The organism is Verrucomicrobiia bacterium, assembly GCA_019634635.1.
In the GTDB taxonomy this organism is placed as follows: domain Bacteria; phylum Verrucomicrobiota; class Verrucomicrobiia; order Limisphaerales; family UBA9464; genus UBA9464.
Map to the genome: position 1 here is coordinate 58,643 of JAHCBB010000008.1, position 25,264 is coordinate 83,906.

Annotated in this window: 25 protein-coding genes and 1 pseudogene; 14 read left to right on the forward strand and 12 right to left on the reverse strand. The window is 66.1% G+C overall.

Annotation, left to right across the window (positions count from 1 at the left end):
- Positions 1–26: 26 nt before the first annotated feature.
- From KF791_07435 to KF791_07485, 11 genes and pseudogenes are all read right to left on the reverse strand, one after another.
- Complete coding sequence (locus KF791_07435; protein ID MBX3732414.1) at positions 27–464, reverse strand: transposase; 438 nt, start codon at positions 462–464, stop codon at positions 27–29.
- Positions 358–1,746, reverse strand: a pseudogene (locus tag KF791_07440) (IS66 family transposase). Before KF791_07440 ends, KF791_07435 begins: the two are co-directional and overlap by 107 nt.
- Complete coding sequence (locus tag KF791_07445) at positions 1,743–2,621, reverse strand: DUF4338 domain-containing protein (GenBank protein ID MBX3732415.1); 879 nt, start codon at positions 2,619–2,621, stop codon at positions 1,743–1,745. The pseudogene KF791_07440 and the gene KF791_07445 overlap by 4 nt, the downstream one beginning before the upstream one ends.
- Before the next feature lie 52 nt (positions 2,622–2,673).
- On the reverse strand, positions 2,674–3,009 hold the full coding sequence (gene tnpB, locus KF791_07450) for an IS66 family insertion sequence element accessory protein TnpB (GenBank protein ID MBX3732416.1): 336 nt from the start codon (positions 3,007–3,009) through the stop codon (positions 2,674–2,676).
- The gene (locus KF791_07455) at positions 3,003–3,371 is read right to left on the reverse strand and encodes a hypothetical protein (GenBank protein ID MBX3732417.1); all 369 of its coding nucleotides are present in this window, start codon (positions 3,369–3,371) and stop codon (positions 3,003–3,005) included. Before KF791_07455 ends, tnpB begins: the two co-directional genes overlap by 7 nt.
- A 966-nt stretch (positions 3,372–4,337) precedes the next feature.
- Entirely contained in the window at positions 4,338–4,562 is a 225-nt protein-coding gene (locus KF791_07460; GenBank protein ID MBX3732418.1) for a hypothetical protein, read from the reverse strand.
- Positions 4,563–5,327: 765 nt separating this feature from the next.
- A complete protein-coding gene (locus KF791_07465) occupies positions 5,328–6,026 on the reverse strand; it encodes a transposase zinc-binding domain-containing protein (protein MBX3732419.1) in 699 nt (232 codons plus the stop codon).
- A gap of 10 nt (positions 6,027–6,036) precedes the next feature.
- Positions 6,037–6,888 carry an ABC transporter permease subunit gene (locus KF791_07470; protein ID MBX3732420.1) on the reverse strand — a complete coding sequence of 284 codons (852 nt, stop codon included), beginning with the start codon at positions 6,886–6,888 and terminating at the stop codon, positions 6,037–6,039.
- A 5-nt stretch (positions 6,889–6,893) separates the two neighbouring features.
- Positions 6,894–7,823: an ABC transporter ATP-binding protein gene (locus KF791_07475; GenBank protein MBX3732421.1), complete on the reverse strand. Its 930-nt coding sequence runs from the start codon at positions 7,821–7,823 to the stop codon at positions 6,894–6,896.
- The gene (locus KF791_07480; protein ID MBX3732422.1) at positions 7,820–8,371 is read right to left on the reverse strand and encodes a type II secretion system protein; all 552 of its coding nucleotides are present in this window, start codon (positions 8,369–8,371) and stop codon (positions 7,820–7,822) included. The genes KF791_07475 and KF791_07480 overlap by 4 nt, the downstream gene beginning before the upstream one ends.
- Entirely contained in the window at positions 8,368–8,982 is a 615-nt protein-coding gene (locus KF791_07485; protein ID MBX3732423.1) for a hypothetical protein, read from the reverse strand. Before KF791_07485 ends, KF791_07480 begins: the two co-directional genes overlap by 4 nt.
- 213 nt (positions 8,983–9,195) lie before the next feature.
- On the opposite strand from KF791_07485, the gene KF791_07490 reads away from it, so the two are divergent.
- The 9 genes from KF791_07490 to KF791_07530 all read left to right on the forward strand — a co-directional run bounded on the left by KF791_07490 (position 9,196) and on the right by KF791_07530 (position 19,036).
- Positions 9,196–10,398, forward strand: a complete 1,203-nt coding sequence (locus KF791_07490) for a class I SAM-dependent rRNA methyltransferase (protein ID MBX3732424.1) — start codon at positions 9,196–9,198, stop codon at positions 10,396–10,398.
- 54 nt (positions 10,399–10,452) lie between these two features.
- Positions 10,453–12,354, forward strand: coding sequence for a PIG-L family deacetylase (locus tag KF791_07495; GenBank protein ID MBX3732425.1), 1,902 nt, complete (start codon positions 10,453–10,455; stop codon positions 12,352–12,354).
- A gap of 10 nt (positions 12,355–12,364) precedes the next feature.
- Positions 12,365–14,191 carry a DNA primase gene (gene dnaG, locus KF791_07500; protein ID MBX3732426.1) on the forward strand — a complete coding sequence of 609 codons (1,827 nt, stop codon included), beginning with the start codon at positions 12,365–12,367 and terminating at the stop codon, positions 14,189–14,191.
- A 62-nt stretch (positions 14,192–14,253) separates the two neighbouring features.
- Positions 14,254–14,559 (forward strand): ATP-dependent Clp protease adaptor ClpS, encoded by a 306-nt coding sequence (locus KF791_07505; protein ID MBX3732427.1) that lies wholly within the window; start codon positions 14,254–14,256, stop codon positions 14,557–14,559.
- A 25-nt stretch (positions 14,560–14,584) separates the two neighbouring features.
- Positions 14,585–15,067 (forward strand): hypothetical protein, encoded by a 483-nt coding sequence (locus KF791_07510; protein MBX3732428.1) that lies wholly within the window; start codon positions 14,585–14,587, stop codon positions 15,065–15,067.
- A gap of 42 nt (positions 15,068–15,109) precedes the next feature.
- Positions 15,110–15,763 carry a leucyl/phenylalanyl-tRNA--protein transferase gene (gene aat, locus KF791_07515; protein ID MBX3732429.1) on the forward strand — a complete coding sequence of 218 codons (654 nt, stop codon included), beginning with the start codon at positions 15,110–15,112 and terminating at the stop codon, positions 15,761–15,763.
- Positions 15,764–15,955: 192 nt separating this feature from the next.
- Complete coding sequence (locus KF791_07520) at positions 15,956–16,585, forward strand: type II secretion system protein (protein ID MBX3732430.1); 630 nt, start codon at positions 15,956–15,958, stop codon at positions 16,583–16,585.
- Positions 16,586–16,622: 37 nt separating this feature from the next.
- Positions 16,623–18,338, forward strand: coding sequence for a type II/IV secretion system protein (locus tag KF791_07525; GenBank protein ID MBX3732431.1), 1,716 nt, complete (start codon positions 16,623–16,625; stop codon positions 18,336–18,338).
- A complete protein-coding gene (locus KF791_07530) occupies positions 18,335–19,036 on the forward strand; it encodes a type II secretion system F family protein (protein MBX3732432.1) in 702 nt (233 codons plus the stop codon). The genes KF791_07525 and KF791_07530 overlap by 4 nt, the downstream gene beginning before the upstream one ends.
- A gap of 148 nt (positions 19,037–19,184) precedes the next feature.
- Here KF791_07530 and KF791_07535 read toward each other — a convergent pair whose 3' ends face one another.
- The gene (locus KF791_07535) at positions 19,185–19,964 is read right to left on the reverse strand and encodes a choice-of-anchor L domain-containing protein (protein MBX3732433.1); all 780 of its coding nucleotides are present in this window, start codon (positions 19,962–19,964) and stop codon (positions 19,185–19,187) included.
- A 506-nt stretch (positions 19,965–20,470) separates the two neighbouring features.
- Here KF791_07535 and KF791_07540 point away from each other — a divergent pair.
- From KF791_07540 to KF791_07560, 5 genes are read left to right on the forward strand one after another with little or no spacing between them, the layout of a single operon-like run.
- Entirely contained in the window at positions 20,471–21,028 is a 558-nt protein-coding gene (locus KF791_07540) for a hypothetical protein (GenBank protein ID MBX3732434.1), read from the forward strand.
- Positions 21,022–22,440, forward strand: a complete 1,419-nt coding sequence (locus KF791_07545; protein MBX3732435.1) for a hypothetical protein — start codon at positions 21,022–21,024, stop codon at positions 22,438–22,440. The genes KF791_07540 and KF791_07545 overlap by 7 nt, the downstream gene beginning before the upstream one ends.
- Positions 22,437–23,030: a hypothetical protein gene (locus KF791_07550; protein MBX3732436.1), complete on the forward strand. Its 594-nt coding sequence runs from the start codon at positions 22,437–22,439 to the stop codon at positions 23,028–23,030. The genes KF791_07545 and KF791_07550 overlap by 4 nt, the downstream gene beginning before the upstream one ends.
- Positions 23,027–23,581 (forward strand): hypothetical protein, encoded by a 555-nt coding sequence (locus tag KF791_07555; protein MBX3732437.1) that lies wholly within the window; start codon positions 23,027–23,029, stop codon positions 23,579–23,581. Before KF791_07550 ends, KF791_07555 begins: the two co-directional genes overlap by 4 nt.
- Positions 23,578–25,185 carry a secretin N-terminal domain-containing protein gene (locus tag KF791_07560; protein ID MBX3732438.1) on the forward strand — a complete coding sequence of 536 codons (1,608 nt, stop codon included), beginning with the start codon at positions 23,578–23,580 and terminating at the stop codon, positions 25,183–25,185. Before KF791_07555 ends, KF791_07560 begins: the two co-directional genes overlap by 4 nt.
- The last annotated feature ends 79 nt before the right edge of the window (positions 25,186–25,264 follow it).

Genomic DNA, 25,264 nt, shown 5'->3' on the forward strand with positions numbered 1-25,264 from the left:
TCCTGAACTTCGTGGGGGCCTCAGGCTCAGGCCGGTGCCGGAGGAGGCTGCTTCCAGTTTTCGGGCAGGACCTCGTCGATCTGCGTGATGTTCATCCCCGGCAACCGCCGGAGCACATCGCTGAGGTACTCCTGCGGATTGATCCCGCGCCGCCGGCAACTGATGATCACCGAGTAAATCACCGCACTGCGCCATCCGGCATCCGGGTGCCCGATGAAGAGCCATCGTCTCCGCCCCACCGCCGGCCCTCGAATCGAGTTTTCCACCAGATTGTTGTCGATTTCGAAGCGGCCCGATTCCAGATACCCGATCAGGGCCTCGTACTCGTTGAGCAGGTAGCTGACGGCTTTTCCCAGGCTGCTTTGGGGCAGGAGTTGCGGTTGCAGCGCGCAGCGCCTTCGCCCGGAGCGACTCCCACAGCGGGGCCGCCTTTTGCCGCCGAACTTCGTACCGATCCTCCGCACTCATGGCCTTCAGCTCACGTTCCAGCCGGTAGAGCCTCCGAAACAGGCCGATGAACTCGATGGCACGGGCATCTCCCTCCCGCACCGCACGGCAGAACTTGCGCCGCGAACGAGCGGCACATCCGATGCGCCTGAGCGTCCGGATCACCTTCTTGAGCGAATCGTACACCTCATAGGCATCGGTTTGGATCGTGCCCTCAAACGCCCCGAGTTGTGCACAGGGGGCACGGCGTCCGCGGGTGTCCTGGAAATCCAGGTACACGTCCCCGCCCGGAACGGCGTAAAACCAGAGATAGCCCCTGGCGCATTTCCCCTTCACCTCCGGATCCAGCACGCGGACCGGCGTCTCATCAACCTGGAGATAGCCCCCCTGCTTCATCCGTTCGAACATCCGCCTCACCACCGGCTGGAGCACAAAGGCAATCTGCTCCACCCACTGGACCATCTGCTGACGGGGAATCACGACCCCGTGGCGTTCGCGGAAGATCCGTTCCAGCGTGTAGTAGGCGACGTGGTCGTCGAAGCGCGCGAGGAGCAGGTGGACCGCCAGTCCCGTCCCCAGTTTGCTCTGCGGCAGCAGCCGAGGCGGCAGGGGCGCAATCCTCACGCCGCCACACCCGCATTGGCAGCCGTACTTTGGACGGACCGTCCGGCGGCAAACCACCTTGGCCGGCACATACTCCAGCTCCTCGCTGACCTCCTCACCGAGGCACACACGGGTCTTGCCGCACTGCGGGCAGGCATCCAGTCCCTCGGGTTCGAGCACGACCGTCTCCCGTTCGAGATGGTCGGGCATGGGGTGGCGCCGGCGACGTTTCCTGGCGGGCTTCTCCTCCTCGTCCTCGAGGACGTCGTCGCTGACGGGGGGGTCGCGCTGCGCCTGTTCCTTGAGGTCCTCCTCCAGTTCCCCGAGTTGGGCCTCTTGCTCCGGGTTGAGCGTGTCGGACTTCTCACCGAAGAGCTGGCGACGCAACTCCTCCAACTCCTTCAGCGCCTCCTCCAGTTGGGCCTCCAGCCCGTTCTTCAGGACCTCCAGTTCCTGATTCTTCGCCTGCAGACGTTCGGCATCCTCCTTCCATCGAGCCACCTCGGCTTCACGTTGCTCGTATTCCTGGCTCCGGCGGAGGCTCTCGGCCTGGAGCTTTGCGTACGCACCCCTCAGCCGGGCCGCCTCGGCTTGCCCCTGATCTCGTTCCGCTTTGAGCCGGTCCAGTTCGCCTTGCAGGGCCTTCAGTTGTTCTTGGAACCGGCCCATCTCGGGTGATGAATCCGATGGCTTCATGCCCTCAGCTCCTTTCGAAAGTCCGCCTGCAACGGCAACACGAACACCTCCTTGACCGGCACTCGCAGCGTGCGCTCCCGATCCTGCCGGCTGCGGCCGGTCGTCCTGCCCAGCGCCTGCCAGTTGGCGGCCCGGTAGCAGGTGCCCCGGAATCGTTCCCCCTCCACGAAGCTTTCCAGCAGGACCACCGGATGGCCGTACTTGTCCTTCCAGTCGGCGGCGATGCGCCGGGCCACCGCACCCAGCAGGTGGCTGGCCAGGTGAGACACCTGCACCCAGGGCAGGATCAGGAAGCGGCTCTGATTGGCGATCCTGCCCAACCCCACCTCCCGCTGCCGGGGGCTCCAGCCAATCCACCGGTCGCGCACTGCGCACTTCCACGCCGCGGCCCCGAACACCATTACCGCCAGCAGTCGCCCGGCGGCGTCGCGTGCCGCGTAGTGCAGGCTCTCCCCAACCGGGGCCCGGTATCCCAGGTAGTGAAAGCTTGCCAACGCCGACCGCACCTCGGCCCGATCCCCGGTGCGGGTGCTGACTTCCTCGATGCGCACGCCCCACGCAAGGCTGGACAGGCTTCCGGTGATCGGTGAGGTGTCCCAGAGGCGCGGAGGCGGGGGCGCAAGGCGATGGCGGTTGGGCGACACGATGCGCGGCGGCGGCAGCTGGATCCATTCCCGCTGGTGCAGCTTGCCGAGCAGCGTACGGGCCGCCATGTCCTTCCACTCACCGCGGTCGGTGCGCCAGTTCCAGAGCGAGCACAACTCCCGCGACAAGCGGTAACGACTCCACTCCGGGTGGCTGCCAATCAGTTCCCGAATCCGGACGACGTCCGACGGCTCGATGCGCCGTCCCTGGAGGATGCATGCGCGGGTCATGAGTCCGAAGATGATCGGCGCCGGGAGCAGAGTCCAGCTCAAACTTTGCGGATCATCGCCGATACCAGCCCGGCTTTTCGCGCACCTGCAGGCCCGCCACCAGGGCGGTGAGCTGGTCGGAGCGCAGCGTCAACGCGGGCCCTTCTCCGCGCGGCCAGTCGAAGGAATTTCGCTCCAATCGTTTGGTCGCCAGCCACAGCCCGCTGCCGTCCCACCACAGCAGCCGCAGGCGGTTCCGACGACGATTAGTGAACACGAAGAGCCCGCCCTCCAGGACCTCTCGCCGGAGGACACCCCGGACGTGACTGGTCAGTCCGTCGAACCCCCGGCGAAAGTCCACAGGTTCCACCGCGACGAACACCCGCAGGCTGGCGGTCTCGATCAGCATGGGCGGCGGATCGCTTGGGCCAGGGCCCCGATCCATGCCGGATCGGTGTCCCGACGGACCCGCAGACAGGTGCCGTCCCTCCACGCGATCTCCGCGTCCCAGCCGCCCCCGGGATCCGGGGGCGACCGACGGACCCACTCGACCTCGCGGAACATGGGTTCCGCGGGCCGCAGTACGTCGGCGGCCTTCCGGGACTTGGCCCCGCGCCCCCCGTAGATCCAGTAATGAAGCTGCGATGCCCTCAGGCCATGTACCTCAGCAAACCGACGGAGTCCCAGATCTCCCTCCCGGTACCTCTGCACCCACCGCTGCCGCTCCGCCGCGGGGACGGAGGCCCTCAGTGCAACGCATTCCGTGTTCATCCTCCCAGCCTGCCACACCATCAACCCCTCCGGTAGATGCGCTCCCCTTACCGCTTACGATTCAGGAGTGCCTTTAGTGTGGCCATGGTGAGGGGGGCTGTTGGTGGTGTCGTTGATCCCTTTGTCCGCTCGATGATACACCATGGGTCGCCCCTCACCATCCCCCCTCCCCTCGGGAGCCCAGGCGCCCTCGGCACACCCGGGAGCGGTCGAGCGCTGGCGCGGCGAGCGGCGGCGACGGGCTTCCGAGCCACAGCTCGCGTCGCCGCCGGTCGCCACTGCGTAACGGACTCGCCTGCGCCAGCGCACTTCGCCCCAACGCGTCCCATGGCCGGACGGTTCCCCTTCAAACTCTCTCCCCACCCGCTCTCAATCCCCAGTTTTCACCCACAAATTCTGCTGAAGAGCCCATTTTGGTTTCATTGGTGTGGCTATAATGCTTTCGGCATACGGTATTATAAATTTTGTTTTGCAATCAATAAATCAAGTAAGATAAAATGAAAAGCGACCGCAGGTCGCTTTTTTGTTTTGGTTAATCTTTCCAGAAATCAACAGTCCCGTATACATCGGGACCGTGGTGCTTCGGGTCTACTCTGATTTCAAACGATGACACAGGTCCATCTTCCAAAACCAAGGGTGGCCCATCGGGTGGAACATCATAAATCATGCTCTTATTCACCCTGACTTGGAGGAATAGACCTGGCCTTTGAGTCACATTGACCCAATGCACTCGCTCATTGCGAGCGTCGAGTGCTCTATAGATATCTTTTGACCAGGATGTTGTCATCACGGTCATGGACATCCTTGGTTTCGTCTTCAGCTCTTCAAGGTGTCTCACTTGCACCTTTTGCTTTTCGTGCTCGAGGGAAGACTCTTTCCACCAGTTGTATACAAACGGCGAAAGGAGGATGAGTACTACGAGAATGATAAGGTTTTTCATTGGATGAACTGTTAGGAATTTGGTTTTTACGCTTCGCCCGGAGAGAACTGGGCGTCCGACAGTGCCTCGAGGAACGCATCGCGGTCGCCCTGTGCAGGCTTGATGCTCACGATTGAGGCGGGGACCAGGGCATCGGGGAACGTGTCCTCGTTGACCCCCACGGCGGCGTCCTCTTTGTTGTCCTCACGCGGGGGGTTCTCGGCGACGATGGCCCGCCACTTCTTGCGAGGCAACGCGGTCAACAACACCACGGCGGCACGCTTACTACTACTGGTAGGAAATTGGTTTTTTGACGCTTCGCCGGGAAAGGGAGATTTGGTTGCACTGCCCCGATCTTCAAAGTGAGTTCAATTCGCGATTTGAGCGGTGTCAACTGCCAATTTTCGCCTGCGGCGAAGCTTCTCCGAGGCGGGAGAGGGTCGAGGGGCTGTCGAAGGCCGCCAGAGGGGGCAGGGATCCCAGTGCACTACCCGATTCCAGGGTGTCGCTTGCAGGCTGGCGTCCATCGGCTGAGCAGGCTTCAGTCGGTGAGGACGTTCTCGTAGTCCGGCATCGGGGAGGTCTCGATCAGGAACTCGCCATCGTGGAGAGGCGCGGGATCGTCGCCTTGTGGGACGGATACTAGAAGCTGCAGACCGGAGGCTGGAGGAGGAGGTGGGGGCCGCGCCGGGGCGAAGGTGGCGGGTCCACACCACAGATTGAGATGGCGGAGGATTTTCTCGATGGCGGCGGGCTCTTCGATCAGGGCGATGAAGCGCATCGCCTTGCCGCATTCGGGGCATTGGAGGGGATCGGTATGCCACGCCTGCCGGATGAAATCCCGCCACTTGCGGGCGGGCAGCTTGGCCGGTGGAGGCGGAGAGCCCTTGGGCCAAGCCACCTTCGCGGCGGGATTGGCGCGACTCCGGCAGCCGCGGCTCTTGTTCGAACACAGGCCGTAGTACCGGATCATTTGGGCACCCCGGTCGGGGATGTGCTGCGAGAGTGCGGCCAGGAAGTCCTCCGCGGCGAAGACCTCAAAGTTGCGGTGGACCTTGGCATTGAGCCGCGAGCGGTAGATCACCACGTCCCCGGGTTGCTCCAGGGTGATCTTGGCCGCGGAGAAGGGGTTGCGCAGGATGTACTGGCAGAGTGCCTCCCGTTCGGCGAGATGCTCCGGGGACACACTCCGGGCGGCATCCACGTTGAATCCGGTGTGCTTCCAGCCACGCATGCGCTCCACCCGTTGCGGGGAGATTCGACGCAACCGGAGGAGTTCGGCGAAGATCCGGTCCCGAAAAGCGGACTCCAGAATGCCGTGCGGGATCTGGGGAGCGGGGTGCCACTGGCCCTCCAGAATCCAGGAGGCCATCGGCCATCAGAGCATGGATGTGGGGGTGGAAGTCGAGGTATTCGCCGAAGGTGTGGAGGGTGAGAAGGAAGGCGGGGCGTCCGCGAGGCAATCCCAGGGCGGTGCGCAGGAGTTGGGTCAGCGTCTGCTGTGCGACGGTACAGAGGCGCCGGAGGAGGTTGCGATCCCGACGGAAGAGGGGTCGCAGCAGTTTGGGCAGGGCGAGGACGACGTGTCGGTGGGGTACGGGAAGCAGGATGTGGTCCACCAGGTGGGCGGCGGTCTGCAGAACCTTGCGTTGATGGCAGGAGGGGCAGAACCAGCGTCCCTTGCGGGAAAAGGCGACAAGGTATTCGAGGGGAACCCGCAGGGGCAGGACATCCATCAGCGCCGGCTCAGGACTTGATGTCGCGCATCTGGAAGATGGCGGCGCCGACGGCAAAGAATGTGGCGTTGAAGCCCGCAAGCAGGCAGAGCGATTCCACCATGCGGGCCAGCGGTGGCGTCGGCAGGAAGGTCCACTGCCACAGATTGAGATGATGGGTGAGGAACCAGCCGCGGTATTCCGCAAACCACGGGATGTTCATCAGGATGGCGTTCGCAAAGAGCACCGACAGGGCCAGGATGGTGGCGGCGGCGGGTTTCATGTTGAAACAGGAGAACAGGAACCCAAGGCTCAGCACCGTGACGGCCTTGGTGGCCAGCAGGGCATGCGCCGCGGCGTACCGGCCCAGGCCCGCGCCCGCACCAAAGACGGCGAACCCCCCGCCCGGTCCGCCCCCGTCAAACTGGATCGCAAACAAAGGGCCCTGCGGAAACCAGATCGAGGCGATCAGCCATCCGAACAGGCCAAGCCCGAGGGACAGGAGCACCGCAAACACGGCGCCCGTCAGCCACTTCAGCGCAAGCAACCGCAACCGCGAAACCGGACGGCACAGGATCATCCGCAGGGTGCCGTCCTCCGCCTCCTTGGCGACCAGGTCCCCGCCGACCAGCGCGACATACAGTGGCAACAGCAGGAAGGCGACCGGAAGCACCACCTGGGTCGCGATGGTCCCCGCCGTCAGGAACTCGGCGGCGGGATATCCACCCCCCTCCAGCGCCCGCCGGATGGACTGCGTGGCCCGCGTGTACCGGAAGATCCCGATGATCGCCGCCTGCGCGAGCAGGAACGCACCAAATCCGATGTAGGTGCGCTTCTTGCCGAAGAGCTTCCAAAGTTCGTGTTTGAGCTGGTTGGGGAACACAGGAGTTACGTCAGGGACGTCTCAGCGCCGGAGGAGGCGGCCTGCCCCGCCTGGCGCACCACGGACAGGTAAAATCGTTCGAGGGTTTCCTCCTCGGGGCTTGCCGCATGCACCGGAACTCCCAGTTCCACCAGGCGCTTCACCACCATCCAGCACTCGACACCGTCGCGAAGTGTCAGCAGGCCGTCCGGGGTGGCCCCGGTGATCCAGGCCTCGTCCCGCAACCGCCCCGTGACCCCGGGGAGGTCGTCGGTGACAAGCCGCACCCGGTTGCGCGAACGCGTGGCCTCGGCGACCGAACCGTCAAAGACCTTGCGCCCGCGGTGCAGCACGGCGATCGCACTGCACAGTTGCTGCACCTCCCCCAGCAGGTGCGAGGACAGCAGGATGGTGAGGCCGAATTCGGCGTGCAGGCGGCGGATGGTGTCCCGCATCTCATGAATCCCCTCCGGATCCAGTCCGTTGGTGGGCTCGTCGAGAATGAGGAGCGCCGGCGAGGGCAGCAGTGCCTGGGCCAGCGCCAGCCGGGCCCGCATGCCATGTGAATAGGTCTGCACCCGCGTGTGTTCGCGTCCCGACAGACCGACCCACGCGATGACCTCGCGGATCCGTGCCGCCGGGGTGGCCGCCGAGTAGCCCGCGAGAATCTCGAGATTCCGCCAGCCGCTCAGGTAGTCGTAGAAGGCAGGCGCCTCGAACAGGGCGCCGACCGTCTCCAGCGCCCGGCTCCGGTGCGTCGCCACCTCATGCCCGCAGATGCGCGCACCGCCCGCACTCGGCCAGATCTGGCCCAGCAGCATGCCAATGGTGGTGCTCTTGCCGGCACCGTTGTGCCCGAGCAGCCCGAAGATGACCCCGCGCGGCACGTGCAGATCCAGGGCGTCCACCGCGAGGTGGCGCCCGAAGCGCTTGGTCAAATGGTGCAGGTCAATCACCGTTCTGGTTCCAGCACGAAGAAGTGCTTCACCCGCCCGTCCGCGTACAGGTGGTTTTTCGAACGTCCGGGGCCCAGCACGGCGTGGAAGTTGTCCTGATCGCTGAACACCGGCACCCCGTCCCCGGACACGGGCACACCCAGCACCCGGACACCGTCCGCACGTTGGCCGTTGAGCAGAAAGTTCCAGAAATAGCTCGAACCGGCCTCTTCAAAGAACCGGGAGCGATCGGAGGGACACTGCAGGACCCGGCGGTTTCCCAGCCGGCCCCCCAGGACGACCTCGACGCTGTTCGTTGGTACCGGAAGTGCCTCCCGCGAGCGATTGATCATGATCGGGAACCGGTTCCCATGATCATCAAGATAGAGACGCAGGCCGATCCCGATCTGGTGGAGGTTCGATCGGCAGGCCGTGGACCGGGCCCGGCCGGTCATCCGGGCCGCGGCCGGCAGGAGCAAGGAGGCCAGCACCCCCACGATCGCCATCACGACCAGAAGCTCCACCAGTGTGAATGCCAGGACGCGCCCGTCGTCGCCCGGACGCTTCATGGACCCCGCATCCGGCGGCCCGGACGAAACAACCGTCCCGATTCCATCGCCCGCTGCATCTCCTCCAGCACCGGCTGGAGCTGAACGCGCGTCTCGGGGGATCCCTGTTCCATGAACGATTTCACCCCCAGCGCCACCAGCCGGTCGCGCATCTCCGGACTCAGGCCGGAAGCGTCCTCATCCGCAGACGCCGTTTCCTGATCCTCGCGAAGCCGGCGCACCGTTTCGTCCACGGCCTGTCGGCGTTTCTCCTCCGGCAACTGCTCAAAGGCGGTCAGCATCTGGCCGAAGCCGGTCGGCAGCGTGAGTTCCAGCAGCGTTCCCCGTTCCTCGTCAGTCATCGAACCGAACCATGCGGCCCACTCCGGATGCCGTCGGATCTGCCGCCGTTCCTCGGGCGTCAGGGCGTTCAACATCGTCGCCAGTTTGCGCAGCGCCTTCATCCGGTCCCCGGGGGAGAGCCGTGCAAAGTCCACCGATTCCAGGTAGGCGGACAGCTTCGCAGGCGTGACCTTGAGGTGCCGCATCCACGCGAGGCCGCCCAGGGCCAGGGCCCACGCCACCACGAGGGCGGCGAAGGTCCAACTCAGCGTGCGGACACGGGGTGACATGGCGGCGACAGACTAGAATGAATCTCCGCGATGCGGAAGAGGAGCCGTGGCATCCTCAACACCCCGTCAGACCCCGACGCGCGTTCGCCGCCGCGGGATTCTGCTGCCGCATCGGCTGGGAATCGAGGACGGCGCCAGCTTGGACAACCCGACGGTCTCCGGTAGCGTGCCCGTCTGGTCGGCGCCTGGTGTGCCCCCATCTGTCCACAAGCCATGAATCTTTCCACGGTCCTGCTCAAGCCGGGCGAGGCCGACCGCATCGCGGCCGGCCACCCCTGGGTCTACACCAACTCCATGCTGCGCCTGACCGGTCCGGCAGCCGACGGCGACTGGGTTCAGGTGAAGGACCACCGCCAGCGCCTCCTGGGCACCGGATTCTACAATTCAAAATCCAGAATCGCGGTCCGGCTGCTCGACCGGGACCGGGTTCCCGGCGACCGGGAATTCTTTTCGCAACGCATCGCCGCGGCCGCCGCGGTGCGACGACGGTGGCTGCCCGGGGCGACCTCGCACCGGTGGATCAATGCCGAGAGCGACTTCCTCAGCGGGTTGATCGTGGATCGTTATGAGGACGTGCTGGTGGTCCAGATCAGTTCCCTGGGCATGGAACGACGGAAGGATTTGATCTGCGAGGTGCTGCGGGAGCAGTTCCAGCCCCGGGCCATTCTCGAACGTGGGGACCCTGCCGCCCGCCGCTTCGACGGTCTCGAAGGCGTCCAGGGCGTCCTCTGGGGCGAGGCGCCCGACCGGACGGAGATGGGAATGAACGGCCTGCGTTGGACCGTGGATTTCGCGGAGGGTCACAAGACCGGCCATTACCTGGACCAACAGGTGAACTACGCCTCGGTCGGTGCACTTGCGGCGGGGGCCTCGGAAGTCCTCGACTGTTTCACGTACACCGGCGGCTTTGCGCTCCACGCCGCGCAGGCCGGTGCCCGCAACGTGCTGGCCCTCGACCAGAGCGAAGCCGCGGTCGCCGCGGGCCGCGCCCATGCGGAGGCCAACGGACTGGCGAAACAGGTGCAGTTCGAGGCGGCGAACGTCTTCGACTGGCTCAAGGAGCGGACCGCCGTCGGACGCGGTGAGCGGGTGATCCCACGCTTTGATCTCATCGTGCTTGATCCCCCCTCCTTCACCCGGAACCGGGCCTCCGTCCCCGACGCCCTCCGCGGCTACAAGGAGATCCATCTCCGGGCGCTCCGGTTGCTCAAGCCCGGTGGCGTGCTGGCGACATTCTGCTGCTCCCACCACGTCCATCGGAACCTGTTCGAGGAGGTCATCCTCGCCGCCGCCTTCGACTCCCGCCTCACGCTCCGCCGCGTGGCCAGCTATACCCAGTCCCCCGATCACCCGGTGATTCCCGCCATTCCGGAGACCGAGTACCTCAAGGGATTCGCCTACGAACGGGTTCGGTGACCCCGGTGGCGGTTCGTCCTTCATGCGGCCGCGGGAATGGCGCATCTTGCGTCCATGCGATTCCCAAAGCTGGCTGCGGTTCTTGCCGCCCTCCTGCCCGGCACGGCCGCCGGTGCGGAACCGGACTTCCTCAAGACGGACCTGCTCGGCGTCTTCGCGCATCCGGATGACGAAACCGGCGCCGCCGGCACGCTGACGCTCGCCGCTCTCGGGCAGGGCCTGCGGGTGGCCGCAGTCTACTGCACCCGCGGTGAGGGTGGCGGCAACATGGTGGGGCGCCAGTGGGGCCCGGCCCTGGGCATCCTGCGCGAAATGGAACTGCGCGACTGCCTGGCGATCCTGGGCGTCCGCGGATGCCACTTTCTCGACCGCACCGACTTCGCCTACACGGAGAGCCTGTCCATCACGCTGGAGAAATGGGGCCATGAGCGAACGCTCGAACGACTGGTCCGGCTCGTCCGCACCCTGCGCCCCGACATCATCCTCACCATGAATCCGGCGCCAAACCCGGGTCAGCACGGCAACCACCAGGCCGCCGGCGTCCTGGCCATCGAGGCCTTCGATGCCGCCGCCGATCCCGCGCGGTTCCCCGATCAGCTCCGATACGAGGGCCTCGGGGTTTGGCAGGTGCGCAAGCTGTATTACGGCGGTCCGGCAGGCACCGGAGCGACCGTGGACCTCACCCAACCGCTCCCCGACGGCCGCAACGCCGGGGAGGTCGCCGGTGTGGCGCTGTCGCATCATCGCTCCCAGGGATTCGGCGCCTTCGCCAACTCCCCCTGGCTGCGGCGTCCGCAACACTGGACCCTGGTCAAAAGCGTCGTGCCGTTCGCAACCGACGAAACCGACCTCCGTCGAGGACTGCCGGTGGATGGCGACACGCCGGTGCCAATTCCCTCCGAGCCCCCGGAACCGGGACCTCCCCGGCCGGAAATCCTGTTCCAACCCCGGCCTGCCGTGGCGTGGTACCGCCAATGGACCCGGGAGCAGGGGATCGCCTCGCTGGCCGCGCAGTTCACCGCAGACCTTCCAGTTGCCACCGGCGAAACGAACACCCTCACCTTTTCGGTGTCCCACGGCGCCGCGCTGTCCGGGGCCACGCGGATTCGCTTCCAGGTTCCGGACGGCTGGCAGGCGGATCCTCCCTCGATGGTCCTGGCGCACGGGGCCGGGGGCGACCCCCGGTGGACCGTCCGCATCACCCCGCCGCCCGGCGCCGAAGGGGATGTGGAGATCCTCGCCGTGGCCGAGGACGGCGACCCCGCGTTGCGGGGAACGGCGCGGCTGCATCCGGTGCCCACCCTCCGCATCCCGCGGATCTCCCGGCCCCTGTCCATGAAGGACGCGGACGACGCCGACCCCGCGTGGGCGGCGCTGCCCGTGCATGCCATTCCCGAATCGCGGACCTGGCAGGGCAGGGTGACCGATCCGGCCGACTGCAGCGGCAGGTTTCGTGTGGCGCACGACGGCACCCGGCTGTTCGTCGAGGTGCGGGTGCGCGACGACCAGGTGGTGAGCCAAATTGCGCCGGACGACATCCAGGGCCACTGGCGCGGCGATTCGGTGGAACTCTGCCTCGATCCCACGGCGGGCGCGGAGCACACGCTGGGCACCTTCAAGCTGGGGATCTTTCCCTTTGACACCACGGGCGTCGTGCGCGCGGCCCGCGATGCCGATGCCCGTCCGGGGCGCGTGGAGGAAACCTCCCCGGAAACGCGGCTGCTCTCGTGGCGGACGCCGGACGGCTACGCGATCCGCGCGGCCATTCCTCTTGCCGACATTGGCGGGTTGCGCCGCGATGCCGGCCAGCGGCTCGGTTTCAACGTCCTGATCTATGACGGCGACAAGGCCGATGCCGCCCCCGGGGAGAACATCAACCGCAGCCGCCTCGCCTGGTCCCCGCGTCCGGGCGTCCAGGGCCGCCCCGAGGACTGGGGACGTGCCGTGCTGGAGTAGGCGCCCGACCATGCCCCATTTTTCGTCGCCGTTCCTCGAGCAGGTTCGCGCCGCCAGCGACATCGTGGATATCGTCGGCGCGGCGCTGCCCCTGAAGCGCGCGGGATCCAATTTTGTCTGCCTCTGCCCGTTCCACCGGGAAAAGTCCCCCAGCTTCAACGTCCATCCCGGCAAGCAGATCTTCCACTGCTTTGGGTGCCAGAAGGGCGGCGATGTCTTCAAGTTCGTCGAGCTGTACGAAAACATCAGCTTTCCCGAGGCGGTCGCCCGGCTGGCGGAACGGGCCCGAATCCCGCTCGAAACGGAGCGCGACCCGGCCGCGCGCGAGGTGCGCGGACTCAAGGACCAGTTGCTCAAGCTCCACGAGGCCATCGCCCGTCGCTGGCAGCAATGCCTTGAAAACGAAGCGGCGGGACAGGCGGCACGCGACTACCTGACGCGGCGCGGGGTGCCGCCGGAGGCCGTCCGGGAGTTTCGCATCGGCGCCGCACCCGACGCCTGGGACGACACGGTGAACTGGGCGCGCGCGAAGGGATTCGACACCGCCCTTTGCGAGCGTGCCGGACTCATCCTGCGCAAGGAGGAGACCGGGCGCCTCTACGACCGGTTCCGCGGACGGCTCCTCTTCCCGATCTGTGACGAGCAGGGTCGGGTGATCGCGTTCAGCGGGCGCATCCTCGCCGGCGATGAGAAAGCCGCGAAATACGTCAACTCGCCCGAGACACCCCTCTTCACCAAAGGCCGCATTCTCTTCGCCCTCGACAAGGCGAAACGGGCCATCCTCGACGCCGGCCACGCGGTGATCTGCGAGGGCCAGCTCGACACCATCGCCTGCCACGGCGCAGGCATCCGCAATGCGGTCGCCCCGCAGGGCACCGCGCTGACGGCGGAGCATGCGCGCATCCTCAAGCGCTACGTGGACGAGGTGGTGCTGTGCTTCGACGGCGACCGGGCCGGACGCGACGCCAGCATCCGCTCCTTTGACGCCCTGCTGGGATCGGGGCTTGCGGTGCGGGTCGCGAGCGTCCCCGCGCCGGAGGATCCTGACAGCTACATCAGGGCACATGGTGCGGAGTCGTTCCGCGGGATCCTCGCGTCGGCGGAGGGCTACTTCGACTTCCTGTTACGGCACCTGACCCTGCTGCACGACCCGTCCACGGACCGCGGGCGGATGACCATTGTTCGCGAAATGGCCGAGGCCGTGCAGAAGACAGGTAATGCGGTGCTGGTGGACACCTACGCGCAAAAGGCGGCGCAGCGCCTCGGGGTGACCGTGGAGGCGGCCCGGATCGAATTCCGAAAGGCGCGCCGCGCACCGGTGGCCACCCGCGATCCCGAAGACACCGGTGGTGACGCCAACGCCCGGCACTCGGAGCCTTCGCCGCAGGCGCCGCCGCCACCGGCCCTGGAACAATGGCTGCTCAAATACGTCCTGCTTCAGCCCGCACTCTCTCATTTTGCGGCGCTGCATCTGGATCCGCACTGGGTCACCCATCCGGCCGTGCGCCGGGTGATCGCCATGCACTTCTCCCTCGAAACCGGTGTGGCCGGTTTGCTCGCAACCTTTGAGGACGACGATGAGGCCCGCACGCTGGTGGCGGCGGCGGCGACCGAGCGGCGGGAGATTCCGGAACCCGAGCGGCAGCTCGCCGACACCATCCTTCGCCTGCGCAACGCAGCGCTCGACCGCGAGATCACCGCACTCATGGCGCGCGCCTCGGAGACCGACCCGGCCGGACCCGGGCACCACGAGCTGCTCGCAGCGCTCCAGGACTGCCGCCGTCGCAAGCGCCAGCCGCTGGAACCGCTCGGCGACAGTGTCCCTCCCCCGGGATAGGGAAACCTCCCCCGAATTCCCCGGCAGCTTGTTTCCGACGCCAGTGCCGCTAGCATCCGGTCATGCCGTCGGTGGACATGCCGCTTCCGGAGACGGAGATCCTTCCGGAAAGTGACGCCAAGGAAACGCGGGAACCCGGGTTCCTCGTCATCTGCTGGAACGATCCCGTCAACCACATGGCCTATGTGACCCATGTCTTCCAGACGGTGTTTGGTTGGAACCGGCAGAAGGCCGAGAAGCACATGCTCGAAGTGCACCAAAAGGGCCGGAGCGTGCTCACCCGCGATGGATTCGAGCGGGCGGAATTCCTGGTGCACCAGCTCCAGAAATTCTCCCTCCAGGCCACACTGGAGCCGGCCGGGGAATGAAGCGGTCCGCACCCCCCCTGGCCCGGTGAAGTTTGTCTCCCGCCATCCTGACCGGCTGGTGCTTCGTCTCGACTCCCGAGAGTACGACGCGCTGCGCGCCGCCCTCGCCCTGAGGGCCCACCTGTCACGCCGGAGGCGTCCGATCTCCGGTGATGCCTCCACACCACGCGACGTTCCAGCCGACGCCGACGCCGAACTGCACGAGGCGCTAGGCGAGCACCGCCGGCACCTGGGCGAGGCGGTTGAGGCCCTGTTGGCGGATCCCAAGCGATGCGCGCCCCTGCCGCGAGGGGCGCGGGAACTGACGCTGGGGACCGAGGATGCAACGCTCCTGCTCCAGACCCTCAATGACCTGAGGGTGGGTGCCTGGGAGCACCTGGGGTGTCCGGATTTCGAGGAGGAAGATCGGCCGGAGGTCACCGAGGAGAACTTCCTGTGCCTCTGGGCGCTCCAGGTCACCGACCTGTTTCTCGCCTTCCTCCTCCGCGGGCTCCAGACCGAAGACTGATACGCCTCCCCGGCGCTCCCGCGCAGCGACGCCCTCGCAGCCATGGTCTGGAAGCTTGATGATCGCCTGTGGTTTCCCGACCCCACCCACGCGCGGGCGGACGGACTCGTGGCGATCGGCGGCGACCTGTCCCCCGCGAGGCTGCTGCTGGGGTATCGCAGCGGACTGTTCCCCTGGACCTCGGGTCCCGTAAGCTGGTGGTCCCCGGATCCGCGGGCGGTCTTTCCCCTCGAAAGGATTCATGTGCCGCGGAGCCTGGACCGGTCGCTGCGCCGGGGCGGATTCGAGGTCACCCTGGACCGCGATTTCGCCGGAGTGATCCGCGCCTGCGCCGGCGCCTACCGGGGCGGCTCGCCCACCTGGATCACTCCGGAGTTCATCCGTGCCTATGAAACCCTCCACGCCTGCGGCCACGCCCACAGCGTCGAGGTCTGGTGGGACGGCGAACTGGCGGGCGGGTTGTACGGCGTGGCGCTCGGCGGTTTCTTCAGCGGGGAGTCCATGTTCCACCGCGTCTCCGACGCGTCAAAGGTCGCGGTGGTGCACCTGGCCCTCCGACTTCGCGAACGGGGCTTCACCGTGTTCGACACGCAGATGGTCACCCCCGTCACCCGCGCCCTTGGTGCGGTGGAAATCCCGCGCGCCCGCTACCTGCAGCAATTGAAGGAAGCCCTCCACCAGCCCGAACGCTGGTAGCCGGGTGGGTGGTGAAACCTGGGGAGGCCGGGCGCTGCAGGACGCGCGCCTCACTACATGTGGCGATGGGCGGCATCCGGGAGTCGTGGGAAACCGTCAGCGTCTCGCCACGGCCCCGGTTTCGGGGCCCGGGCCCGGCGGGTGCCGGCCCGGCGCGAACCCTGTCAAAAGTCCACCGACCCCAAGTCTCCCATGAAGGCTCCCATCCACTCCCAAATCCCCGCCCGCGGCTTCACCCTTGTCGAGATGATCGGCGTCCTCGCCATCATCGCCGTTCTCGCATCCCTGCTGCTGCCGCGAATCTTCGCCGCCATCAACGACGCGCGCGTCACCAGCGCCGCGCTCGCCATCAACTCCATCCGTTCCGCCTCGATGACGTACTTCGGCAAATACGGCCGCTTCGGTGATGTCAACGGCGCGCCGATTACCGACCTGACCACGCCGGCGGCCGGCAATTGGGCGCAGGAGGTCCTGCTGCGCGGCGGCTACCTGGAACGGCCGTTCACCACCAAAATCTCGGACGGCGCCTACCTGTACCTGACCAACTGTGTCACCCCGGGCACCGATCCCACCGGCGCCAACGACGCCTACAACTTCGACGGCCAGCCGCCAGACAATGATGCCTCCGGTGGACGCTACGTGCTGCAAGCCGTCCTGGAGAACGTCGCGCTGGAGGACGCGCGCGAACTCAACCGCAAGCTGGACGGCGATGAGTTTGGCGAGGGAAACGGAACCAACCCCGTGGATAACCGGGGGCGCGTGAAGTACAACTTCACCGGGGCCCAAAGCGGCACGGTCAAAATCTACATCGCCCATCGCTGAGTACGGTCCAAGGGATCCGTCGCCGTTCCCCGCGGTCATGAAGCCCGCCCCCAGCGATCCCGGCCTTGGAGAACGCCTTCTGGCCGAAGGCCTCCTGACCCAGGAGCAGCTCGCCCTCGCGGAATCCGAGCGACGACGGCGCGGCGGCGGACTTCTCGACGTGGTCGCATCCCTCGCCTTTGCCAGCCCGGACACGCTGTGCGAATTCGTCGCCCGCGTGTCCGGGAGCCACCGGGCCGACCTGGCATCGTGTCCACCCCGTCCGGAGCTGCTGGACGTCCTCCCCGCCCCGCTGGCCCGCCGGCTGCGCGTTGTCCCCGTCGCCTGGGCGGACGGGCGCCTGACGATCGCCACCGCCGATCCGTTCAACGTGGTGGCCCTTGACCTCGTGCGGCAGTCGGTGGGATGCGACGTCGAGGTCGTCACGGCATCCGAGCGCGAAATTCTGGGCGCGCTGGACCGAATGGAAGCCACCGGTCCAAGTCTTCACGAGTCCATCGAACGGAGTGCCCTCGAGGTCCCCGAACCACCGGCCACGAGCCTGGCCGCCGAACCCGCTGCCGGCCCCGAGGGTCCGGAGGCACCGGTCATCGCCCTGGTCCATCAGATGATCGAGCGCGCCGTCGGCGCCGGCGCCAGCGACCTGCACGTCGAACCCGGGGAAACCTCGGTGTCCCTGCGGCTCCGGGTGGACGGTCTCCTGCGGCACGACGTGCTGATCCCCAAGTCGCTGCAGGCCGCAGTGACCTCCCGGTTGAAGCTCCTGGGCGACATGGATGTCACCGAGACCCGGCGTCCCCAGGATGGCCGGGCGACCGTGCGGGTGGATCGGCAACCGATCAACCTCCGGCTCTCCACGCTGCCCACGCGTTTCGGGGAAAGCGTGGTGCTGCGGATCCTCGATCCGACGTCGCAGGGCCTCGGCCTCGCGCAACTCGGCCTCCCCGGCGCAATGGACCGCACCGTGCGGAACCTGCTGGCCACACCGCACGGGGTGCTCCTGGTGACCGGGCCCACAGGGAGCGGCAAAACGACGACCCTCTACGCGCTGTTGCAGGAACTGAACCGTCCGGACCTGGGAATCTTCACCCTTGAGGATCCGGTGGAGCTGACCCTGCCGGGCATCCGCCAAACCCAGATTCAGGAGGACATCGGGCTGACGTTCGGAACAGCCCTCCGATCCCTGCTGCGGCAGGACCCTGACGTGATCCTGGTCGGGGAGACGCGCGATGCGGAGACCGCGGGCCTGATGATTCGCGCCGCCCTGACCGGCCACCTGGTATTCTCGACCCTGCATACCAATGATGCCCCGGGCGCGATCCCCCGCCTGCTCGACCTCGGGATCGAACCGTGCCTCATTCCGGACAGCCTCGTGGCCGTCCTCGCGCAACGCCTGGTACGCCGCCTTTGCCTTCAGTGCCGGCGCCCGGTTGCGGATCCCGGGCGCGTGGCGGCGGAGCACCGTCCAAGCCCTCCGAATGGAACGGCATTGGAGCTCTGGCAGGCCGTGGGATGTCCGGCCTGCCGGAACACCGGCTACCGGGGACGCCAAGCCTTGTTCGAGCTGCTGGTGCCCGACGAGCGGTTCCATGACGCGGTGATGCGTCGCGCACCCCACTCCGAATTTCTAAGGCTCGCCCGGGAGCAGGGCATGGAGGGCCTGTTCGAGGACGGGTGGCGGCGTGTGCTCGACGGCACCACCACCCTTGCCGAGGTCATCACCGTGACGCGACCGCCGGAGGCACGGCCATGACGCTGTTCACCTACCGGGGCGTGGACGCCGGCGGACGGACACGGTGCGGCCGCCTGCACGCAGCCGACGAGTCCTCCCTCGAGCAACAGCTGCACACGGCGGGCATCTGGTTGATCAGCGCCACGCGGACCCGGATGCCCCGAATCCCGCACCGCCGCCGGCGGCGGCTGCCCCGCAACGAACTGGCACAATTCTTCGGCCTGATGGAGTTCCTGTCGCGGGCCGGGGTTCCACTGGTCCAGTCCCTCGACCTGGCCGCGCAGGACGCCGGCCGGCGGGAATGGGGGGCCCTCTACACCGACCTTCGACTCGGCGTGGAATCGGGCCGGACCCTGGCATCCGCCATGGAGCAGCATCCGGAGGTTTTCCCCACCGACATCACCCACTTGATCCGGGCCGGGGAGACCGGGGGCTCGTTGCCGGAGGCCTTCGCCGAGCTGCGACGCACCCTGGAATGGCGGGAACGTGTGGCGTCGGAAATCCGGCAGGCGACGGCCTACCCGGCGACCGTGCTCGGGGTCGCCGCCTGTTTCGTTCTCGTGCTGTTCACCTTCGTCGTCCCGAAATTTGTGGTCCTTCTCGCCGCAGTGAAGGTCTCCCTGCCCTGGCCCACGCGTGTCGTGTTCGGAGCCAGCGAATGGATTCGGGTCGCGGCGGATGCCTGGTTCGGATGGCTCCGGCGCCGCAATGAGCTCTGAGTAGGTTCACAACAAGGCACGAACGAAGGCAACACGGCGCAACAATGCCGAGCCCCGCGGGTTGGAGGCGGTGGCTCGACTCGAATCAGACCAGCACCCAACCGGGCATGTTTACCCGGTTGGGTGCATCTGACTTGGCCGAAATCAACTACCAGCTAATGGAAGTACGTAGAAACACCGCTGAGTCCAACGATGTGTCATTTCCATCGGCAACCCCAACCCGAATCGTCTTGGAAGTGTTGTAAGGAACTTGAATCGTGATGTACCAAGTAAAGGTATAGCCTCCATATACAAAATTTGCCGCTCGATATCGAGGAAGACTAGAGTCGTAATTGTTAAACCAATTCAAATAATTAACTTGGTCGTTTACATTTTCGATGGTTATGGGGTCTCCGTACAGGGTAGCTTGGTTGACGCCGTTAACCCAGATGCCCATGGCGTCATTGAACAGATTGTTCACGTAATCGGGATACTCTTCTGATGCAAAGGTAAAGTACAAGTAGATCGTGCGCGTTGCATACTCAGGATTGTAAACGGTAAACTCGACGTACGACACGTCACCGCTAGTCTGCCCATTCATCAACGCTGTGAATGCCGAGTTAGATCCACTTGAGGTTGAGGTGCTTGCCACGGTTGACTGTGCCGACGACGCGCTCGCTATATTCCCCGTCGATAAAATGACTCCATTCGTCATGTTGCCATTACCGACTTGATCCGTTGCGAGCGCGGTAAACGTTCCCCGCTGCTGGGAGCCTCCCTGCGATGAGATCGAACTCAAGGTCAAACTTGAGCTTGATGGTACCAACGTTTGCGCAACCTGCGTGGCCGTTGCCTGCGTTGTGGATATTCCCCCTTCGAGGCGGGCAACATATGCAATGGCAAGCAACGTAAAAAGTGCGGCATTGCGCATCGAGGATTTGTTGTTCATTTGATGTGACGTTTGTGACGTTTGTGACGTTTGTGACGTTTGTGATGTTTAGGCTAGGGTCCCAAAGGCAAGCCACGACAGCCGTCGCTCGCGAGGAGGGACCGAGGAAACGGCACCCAATTCGAGAGGCAATAGCTGAGGAAGCTTGCCCGCATCGTTGAGGACAACATTCCAATTGTCAATCAAAAAATTGTCGAAATCTGGATAGAAGAATCGTTTCGATCCGCAAGTGAGGACAGGTGTCGAGAGGAGGGTATCCCTTCGGCATGTGTGCAGAGGGGGTTAACGGGGCGAGTACTTCGTTACGGTGCGACTCCCGGCGGACGCGAGCTCAGGGTGCCCTAGGCGAGGTGGTGGCGCCCGAGGTCTGCCTAAGGGACACAGGGACACAGAGGATGCTCCTGCGGTAGTGATGTAGCATTTTTCGCGGAACGAGGCGTTGCCACTGCGTGCCTGTCTGCTGCTCATCAATATTGTCCGGCAAAACTAGCAAGAGTTTCCAAATCTTGCGTGAATTCTACCAACATTTGGTCGTGGGCCGGCTGGATCTGCGGGAGCAGTTCGTTCCAATGCTCCTCACCCGGTCCGCCGGAGAAGCGCCGGCCTTTTTTGGCGTAGACCGACTGGCCACAAATCCCATGCCCGAGGGAATCTTCGAGGCCTGGTATCTTCGCGGGTCGGTGCTGCGCCTTCATGGCGACACCGGGGCGCTTCAGTCCTCAGTGGTCCTCCACCAACCGCTCGCCATGACGTTCGAGCGTGGTGCGTGGCGGGGGCGCCCCACGCTCAGGTCCGCAGCCGGTCACTGGACCGGGCCGGCTGTGGATGAGGCCCTCGACCGGTTCCTGGGCGCGCCGGAAAACCCGGGGGGACTGCACGCCGCAAGCCCGGCGGACCGGGATGCCGTCGTGCGATCCCTCCGGGATTTCTTCGAGGCCTACCTCGACTGGGCAGCACACGGGTTCCCACAGACCGGGCCCGACCGGGCGACGGTTGTCGGTGCCGTCGCCCAACTGGACTTGATCACCGCGCCCACCTCCACCAGCCCTGACACCCCATGCTGACCCTGCGTCCAACCGCCACCCGCGACGCGGCCCCCATCCCGGAGCGGAGCGGCCGGATGACCGTCAGCTGGCTGCACACCCGTTTCGTGGCGGTGACCGGTCCGGAAGCAGCCCGCACCCATTGGACGTCCCCCGCTCCGGTGTCCACTCCCGGGGAACTGGGCGAGGCCCTTCGCGCTGCAACCGCTGCGCTGCAGCCGTCGGAGCGAACCCTCGACCTGGTGATGGCACACCCGCGCCTCCTCCACCAGCGGGTGGACCTGCCCCCGATGCGGCCGTCCCTGAGGCAGCGATATCTTGAAAGGCAGGCCGGACGCCTTCCGGGACTTGGCGATCCGATGCGCTGGTCCGGCCGGCCTGCGGTGCCGGTGGCAGCCCGCGAGGCGGTGCTGATCACTTTGCTGCCCAGATCGCTGGCAGATGCCCTGTGCGATGCCAGCCGGAAGGCGGGCCTGGAGCTTCGGAGCCTGATTCCCTTCAGCGAGCTCCTGCTCGACGTTGCCCACTCGCTTCCCGGGAGCCGGACCGAGTTCCGCCTGGTGGCCACCCACCTTTCGGGGACCACCGAAATGGCCATCACACGAGGCGACGGGCTGGCATTGCTCGCGCGCAGCGCGGGAATGCAGCGTACCGGGGGCGGGGTCTCGATGGCCGCCGAACTGCACCGGACCGCGCAGTTCGTTGAGCAGACCTTTTCGCATCCGGTGGATCGCCGGTGCTGGCTGGGCCCGGCCGGCGCCGAACAATCCCCGGAAGGCTTCGAAAGCGTTCCCGGAGCCTGGGATGCCGCCGACTGGACCCGTCGGGCGGCACAGCGCGGCAACCCCACGGGCGTGAACCTTGCGGTCCGCGATCCGTGGGAACAGCCCGGCCGCCGGCTGGTGCTGCGAACGCACACCCTGCTCGCCGTCCTCGGACTCGTGGGCGCCGCAACCTTCCTGGTCTTCGCCGATCGCACCGCGCGCCAGGAACACGAAATCCTCCGCACGCTCCGCCGGGAAGCCGCACACCTGGCCGCGCGTGAGGCCGAACTGCGTGAACCGATGGAGCGCCTGCGGCGCCAACGCGCCCTGGTCCATCTTGCCGGAAGTCCGCCGCCGCCGGTGCCGCTCTGGTTCGTGGCCACCCTGGCACCCCGGATTCCCGGAACGTTGCAGCTCATGAATGTGGCCATCGAGCGGAGGGACAGCGGATGGCGTTATCGCGTGGCGGGCCGCCACCGTCGGGACCCGGGGGATCGGGCGGACGCGATCGCCTCATTGAGTGCCACGATGTCGGGAGACCCCTTCTTTGCCCGTGTCGAGGCTCCGCCTCCCACCGATCCCGCACCGTGGGCCACTCGAGTTCGCACCCTCGGAAGCGGCCCCCGGGATGCGTCCGATGCGTTTCTGCTCGAAGGAGATCTCCCATGAACTCCCAGTCATCCACTCCCAACCCACCCCTTCGGAACCGGGTCACCGAATGGATCCGATGCCTCACCCCCTTCGCCGTCGCGGCGGGCCTCCTCGTCGCCGGGATCCACCGGCTGCGTCCGGTCCTCGGGGAATCAGCAATCCTTCATCGCGAACTGGGTGATCGCATCACCCGGGTGCAACAAGACGAACGATGCCTTCACGATGCGGACGAGGAGCAGCTCGCCGACCGCTTCGAGGAGCTGTGCCAGGCGCTCGCCGGCGATCCCTCAACGGTGGGCACCTGGCTGGATGCCGCCACCGCGATCGCTCGTGAGCTGGGATGGAATCTCCAGTTCGCGATCACCGATGTCGTCACGCATCCGGCCGCGGACCGGGAGGTCCTTCGCATTCCCATCCGGCTCAGCCTGCGGGCCACGGGGGCTTCCGGGGAGCGGCGTGGGCTGCAGGACTTATTGAAGTTCGGGCACTGGATTCTTCGGGACACCCGGCGTGCGGATGTCACCGGTCTGACCATCGCTGCCGACCTCCACGGAATCCTGACGGCAACCCTGGATCTCGAACTCTGGATCATCCCGCCCGTCTCATGAAGATCTCCCAAGCCATTGGATTTGCGGTCATTGCCGCGATCGCCGCGGCAGGCATCCTAACGCTGCGGAACCGCGGTGGCCCCGGACCCGTGGACGCCTGGGCGACCGGAATCGCAGCGGCGGATTCCACTCCCCAGGACGAATTCCAGGATCCGGAAGCGTCCGACGCCCCACCACCAGTGCGAGACTGGAGGCTCCGGGAGGGCGACGCCCCTGCGGATCCCTTCGCCGGCGATCCCGTGGACACCGCTTCCCCCGGTCGGTCGGAGGCGTCGGAACCCCTCAGGCTTGCTGCCGTGTGGTGTCAACCGGGTCAGACGTTTGCAGTGATCAACGGAACGGTCGTGGCCGAGGGAGGTCATGTTGCCGGATACCGGATTGACCGGCTGGCCCCCGGGCTCGCCCAACTGAGCGGCCCCGAAGGCGTTGTCCGTCTCGTGGTGGCCCGGACGGCCTGGGTGCTGTCACCGCCGGTGGCCACCGCCACGGAGCAATCCTCCAGCCGCTCCGGCCCTCAGATCCTTCGTTCAACCACCCGAATTCTGCGATGAACCCATCCACCTTCCAACCGACCGTCCTGCATCCACGGCGTACAGAGCTGCTCCGGCGACTGAGTCTGGCGCTTCTCGTCGCGGTGACCGTCACCACGACGGATGCGCAATCACCCCGCGACGCGCAATCCGGCGGCACCCGCCCTTCCCGGCGTCGTCTGGAACAATGGCGGACGGTGGATCGCGAACTGTCGCAGGCGGAATGGCCCGTCCTCCCTCCCGCCGGGATTCCGGAAAGGCCCGCGCGATCCGTGGAGGTCGAGCGTCCAGCCTCGCCTGCCGATTCGCTCGCTCCAGACCGGCCGTTGTACTCGTTTTCGGCCGCCGACCTGGACCTCAAGGAGGCCCTGGCCCTGTTCGCGAGGGCCAACCGTCTCAACGTGGTCCCGGATGCCGACGTCACCGGGGTGATCACCGTGGATCTGCACGATCTGCCGCTGCCGGTCGTGATGCGGGCCCTGCTGGAGGCCGCGGACTGCGGATGGACGGAATCCGAAGGGCTCATCCGCGTGAGAACCACGGAAAGCCGTTCCTTCCTGATTGACTACCTGCGGTTGCAACGCAAGGGCCTCGGACAGAACTCGGCCACGCTGGCCGCCGGCACCTCGGGTGGCGGGACCACCGTCGCCACCGCATCGGGCTCCCAGACCGTGGGCGGGGGCGCCTCCGGCGCCACGGGCGGTTCGTCCGTCCAGCTCACCGCCGAGAACACCATCAATTTCTGGACCGAGCTCCGCGACGACCTGACCCGCCTGCTCACGGCGCCGGGCCGCGACACCCTGGCGATCAATCCCACGGCCGGCCTCATCGTGGTTACCGACCGGCCGTCCGCGCTGAGGCGCGTCGAGCGCTATCTGGACCGTCTCCAGCACACGGTGCAGCGGCAGGTGGACATCGAGGCGCGGCTGTATGACGTGACGCTCAGCGACCAGTTCGAGTTCGGCATCAACTGGGAGGAGGTCATCCGGACCTCAGGCGGTGCATTCGGGATGGCCGGCTCCCCGATGATCACCCGTCCCCTCGGCGGCTTCGATCTGTCCCCTGCCACGCTCACCCTGGCGTTCGAGAATGATCAGGCCTCGCTCCTGATGAAGGCCCTCCAGGAGCAGGGGGAGGTGCGGGTGATCTCCAAGCCAAGGCTCCGGACGCTGAACAACCAGACGGCACTCATCAAGGTCGGCACCGAGATGCCCTTCTTTCAAAACCAGTCCACCATAGTGCCCGGAGGGGGAACCACGGCCGGGGCATCGGCGGTCATCGAGCAGGACACGGTGATCAGCGTCACCGTGGGGACGATCCTGGCAATCACTCCGCAGATCTCCGGGGACGACTGGGTGACGCTCGACATCTCCCCGGTGCTCACCAGCCTCCTCGAGACCAAAATCTCCCCCAACCGCAGTACCACGGCGCCAGTCCTCGACATCAAACAGGCCTCCACCCTCATCCGGGTCCGGAGTGGGACCACCATCGCAATGGGCGGGCTGATCCAGACGGAGTCCGCAAGGCTTCGACGCAAGATTCCCGGCCTCGGGGACATCCCGTGGCTTGGCCGGCTGTTCCAAGGCGACTTCGACGCCCGAAGGAAGAAGGAACTCGTATGCTGATCACCCCGAGGATTGTCACCGACCCTCCAGCCCCGTGACCCGATCCCCCCGTCACCATTTCGCCACATTTTTCCGCCTT

Coding starts and splice junctions, on each gene's coding strand:
- KF791_07520 (MBX3732430.1), top strand. CDS start 15,956: ATGAAGGCTCCCATCCACTCCCAAATCCCCGCCCGCGGCTTCACCCTT.
- KF791_07505 (MBX3732427.1), top strand. CDS start 14,254: ATGCCGTCGGTGGACATGCCGCTTCCGGAGACGGAGATCCTTCCGGAA.
- KF791_07535 (MBX3732433.1), bottom strand. CDS start 19,964: ATGAACAACAAATCCTCGATGCGCAATGCCGCACTTTTTACGTTGCTT.
- KF791_07555 (MBX3732437.1), top strand. CDS start 23,027: ATGAAGATCTCCCAAGCCATTGGATTTGCGGTCATTGCCGCGATCGCC.
- tnpB (MBX3732416.1), bottom strand. CDS start 3,009: ATGCTGATCGAGACCGCCAGCCTGCGGGTGTTCGTCGCGGTGGAACCT.
- dnaG (MBX3732426.1), top strand. CDS start 12,365: ATGCCCCATTTTTCGTCGCCGTTCCTCGAGCAGGTTCGCGCCGCCAGC.
- KF791_07445 (MBX3732415.1), bottom strand. CDS start 2,621: ATGACCCGCGCATGCATCCTCCAGGGACGGCGCATCGAGCCGTCGGAC.
- KF791_07525 (MBX3732431.1), top strand. CDS start 16,623: ATGAAGCCCGCCCCCAGCGATCCCGGCCTTGGAGAACGCCTTCTGGCC.
- KF791_07465 (MBX3732419.1), bottom strand. CDS start 6,026: ATGGATGTCCTGCCCCTGCGGGTTCCCCTCGAATACCTTGTCGCCTTT.
- aat (MBX3732429.1), top strand. CDS start 15,110: ATGGTCTGGAAGCTTGATGATCGCCTGTGGTTTCCCGACCCCACCCAC.
- KF791_07455 (MBX3732417.1), bottom strand. CDS start 3,371: ATGAACACGGAATGCGTTGCACTGAGGGCCTCCGTCCCCGCGGCGGAG.
- KF791_07495 (MBX3732425.1), top strand. CDS start 10,453: ATGCGATTCCCAAAGCTGGCTGCGGTTCTTGCCGCCCTCCTGCCCGGC.
- KF791_07485 (MBX3732423.1), bottom strand. CDS start 8,982: ATGTCACCCCGTGTCCGCACGCTGAGTTGGACCTTCGCCGCCCTCGTG.
- KF791_07480 (MBX3732422.1), bottom strand. CDS start 8,371: ATGAAGCGTCCGGGCGACGACGGGCGCGTCCTGGCATTCACACTGGTG.
- KF791_07550 (MBX3732436.1), top strand. CDS start 22,437: ATGAACTCCCAGTCATCCACTCCCAACCCACCCCTTCGGAACCGGGTC.
- KF791_07545 (MBX3732435.1), top strand. CDS start 21,022: ATGCTGACCCTGCGTCCAACCGCCACCCGCGACGCGGCCCCCATCCCG.
- KF791_07560 (MBX3732438.1), top strand. CDS start 23,578: ATGAACCCATCCACCTTCCAACCGACCGTCCTGCATCCACGGCGTACA.
- KF791_07530 (MBX3732432.1), top strand. CDS start 18,335: ATGACGCTGTTCACCTACCGGGGCGTGGACGCCGGCGGACGGACACGG.
- KF791_07490 (MBX3732424.1), top strand. CDS start 9,196: ATGAATCTTTCCACGGTCCTGCTCAAGCCGGGCGAGGCCGACCGCATC.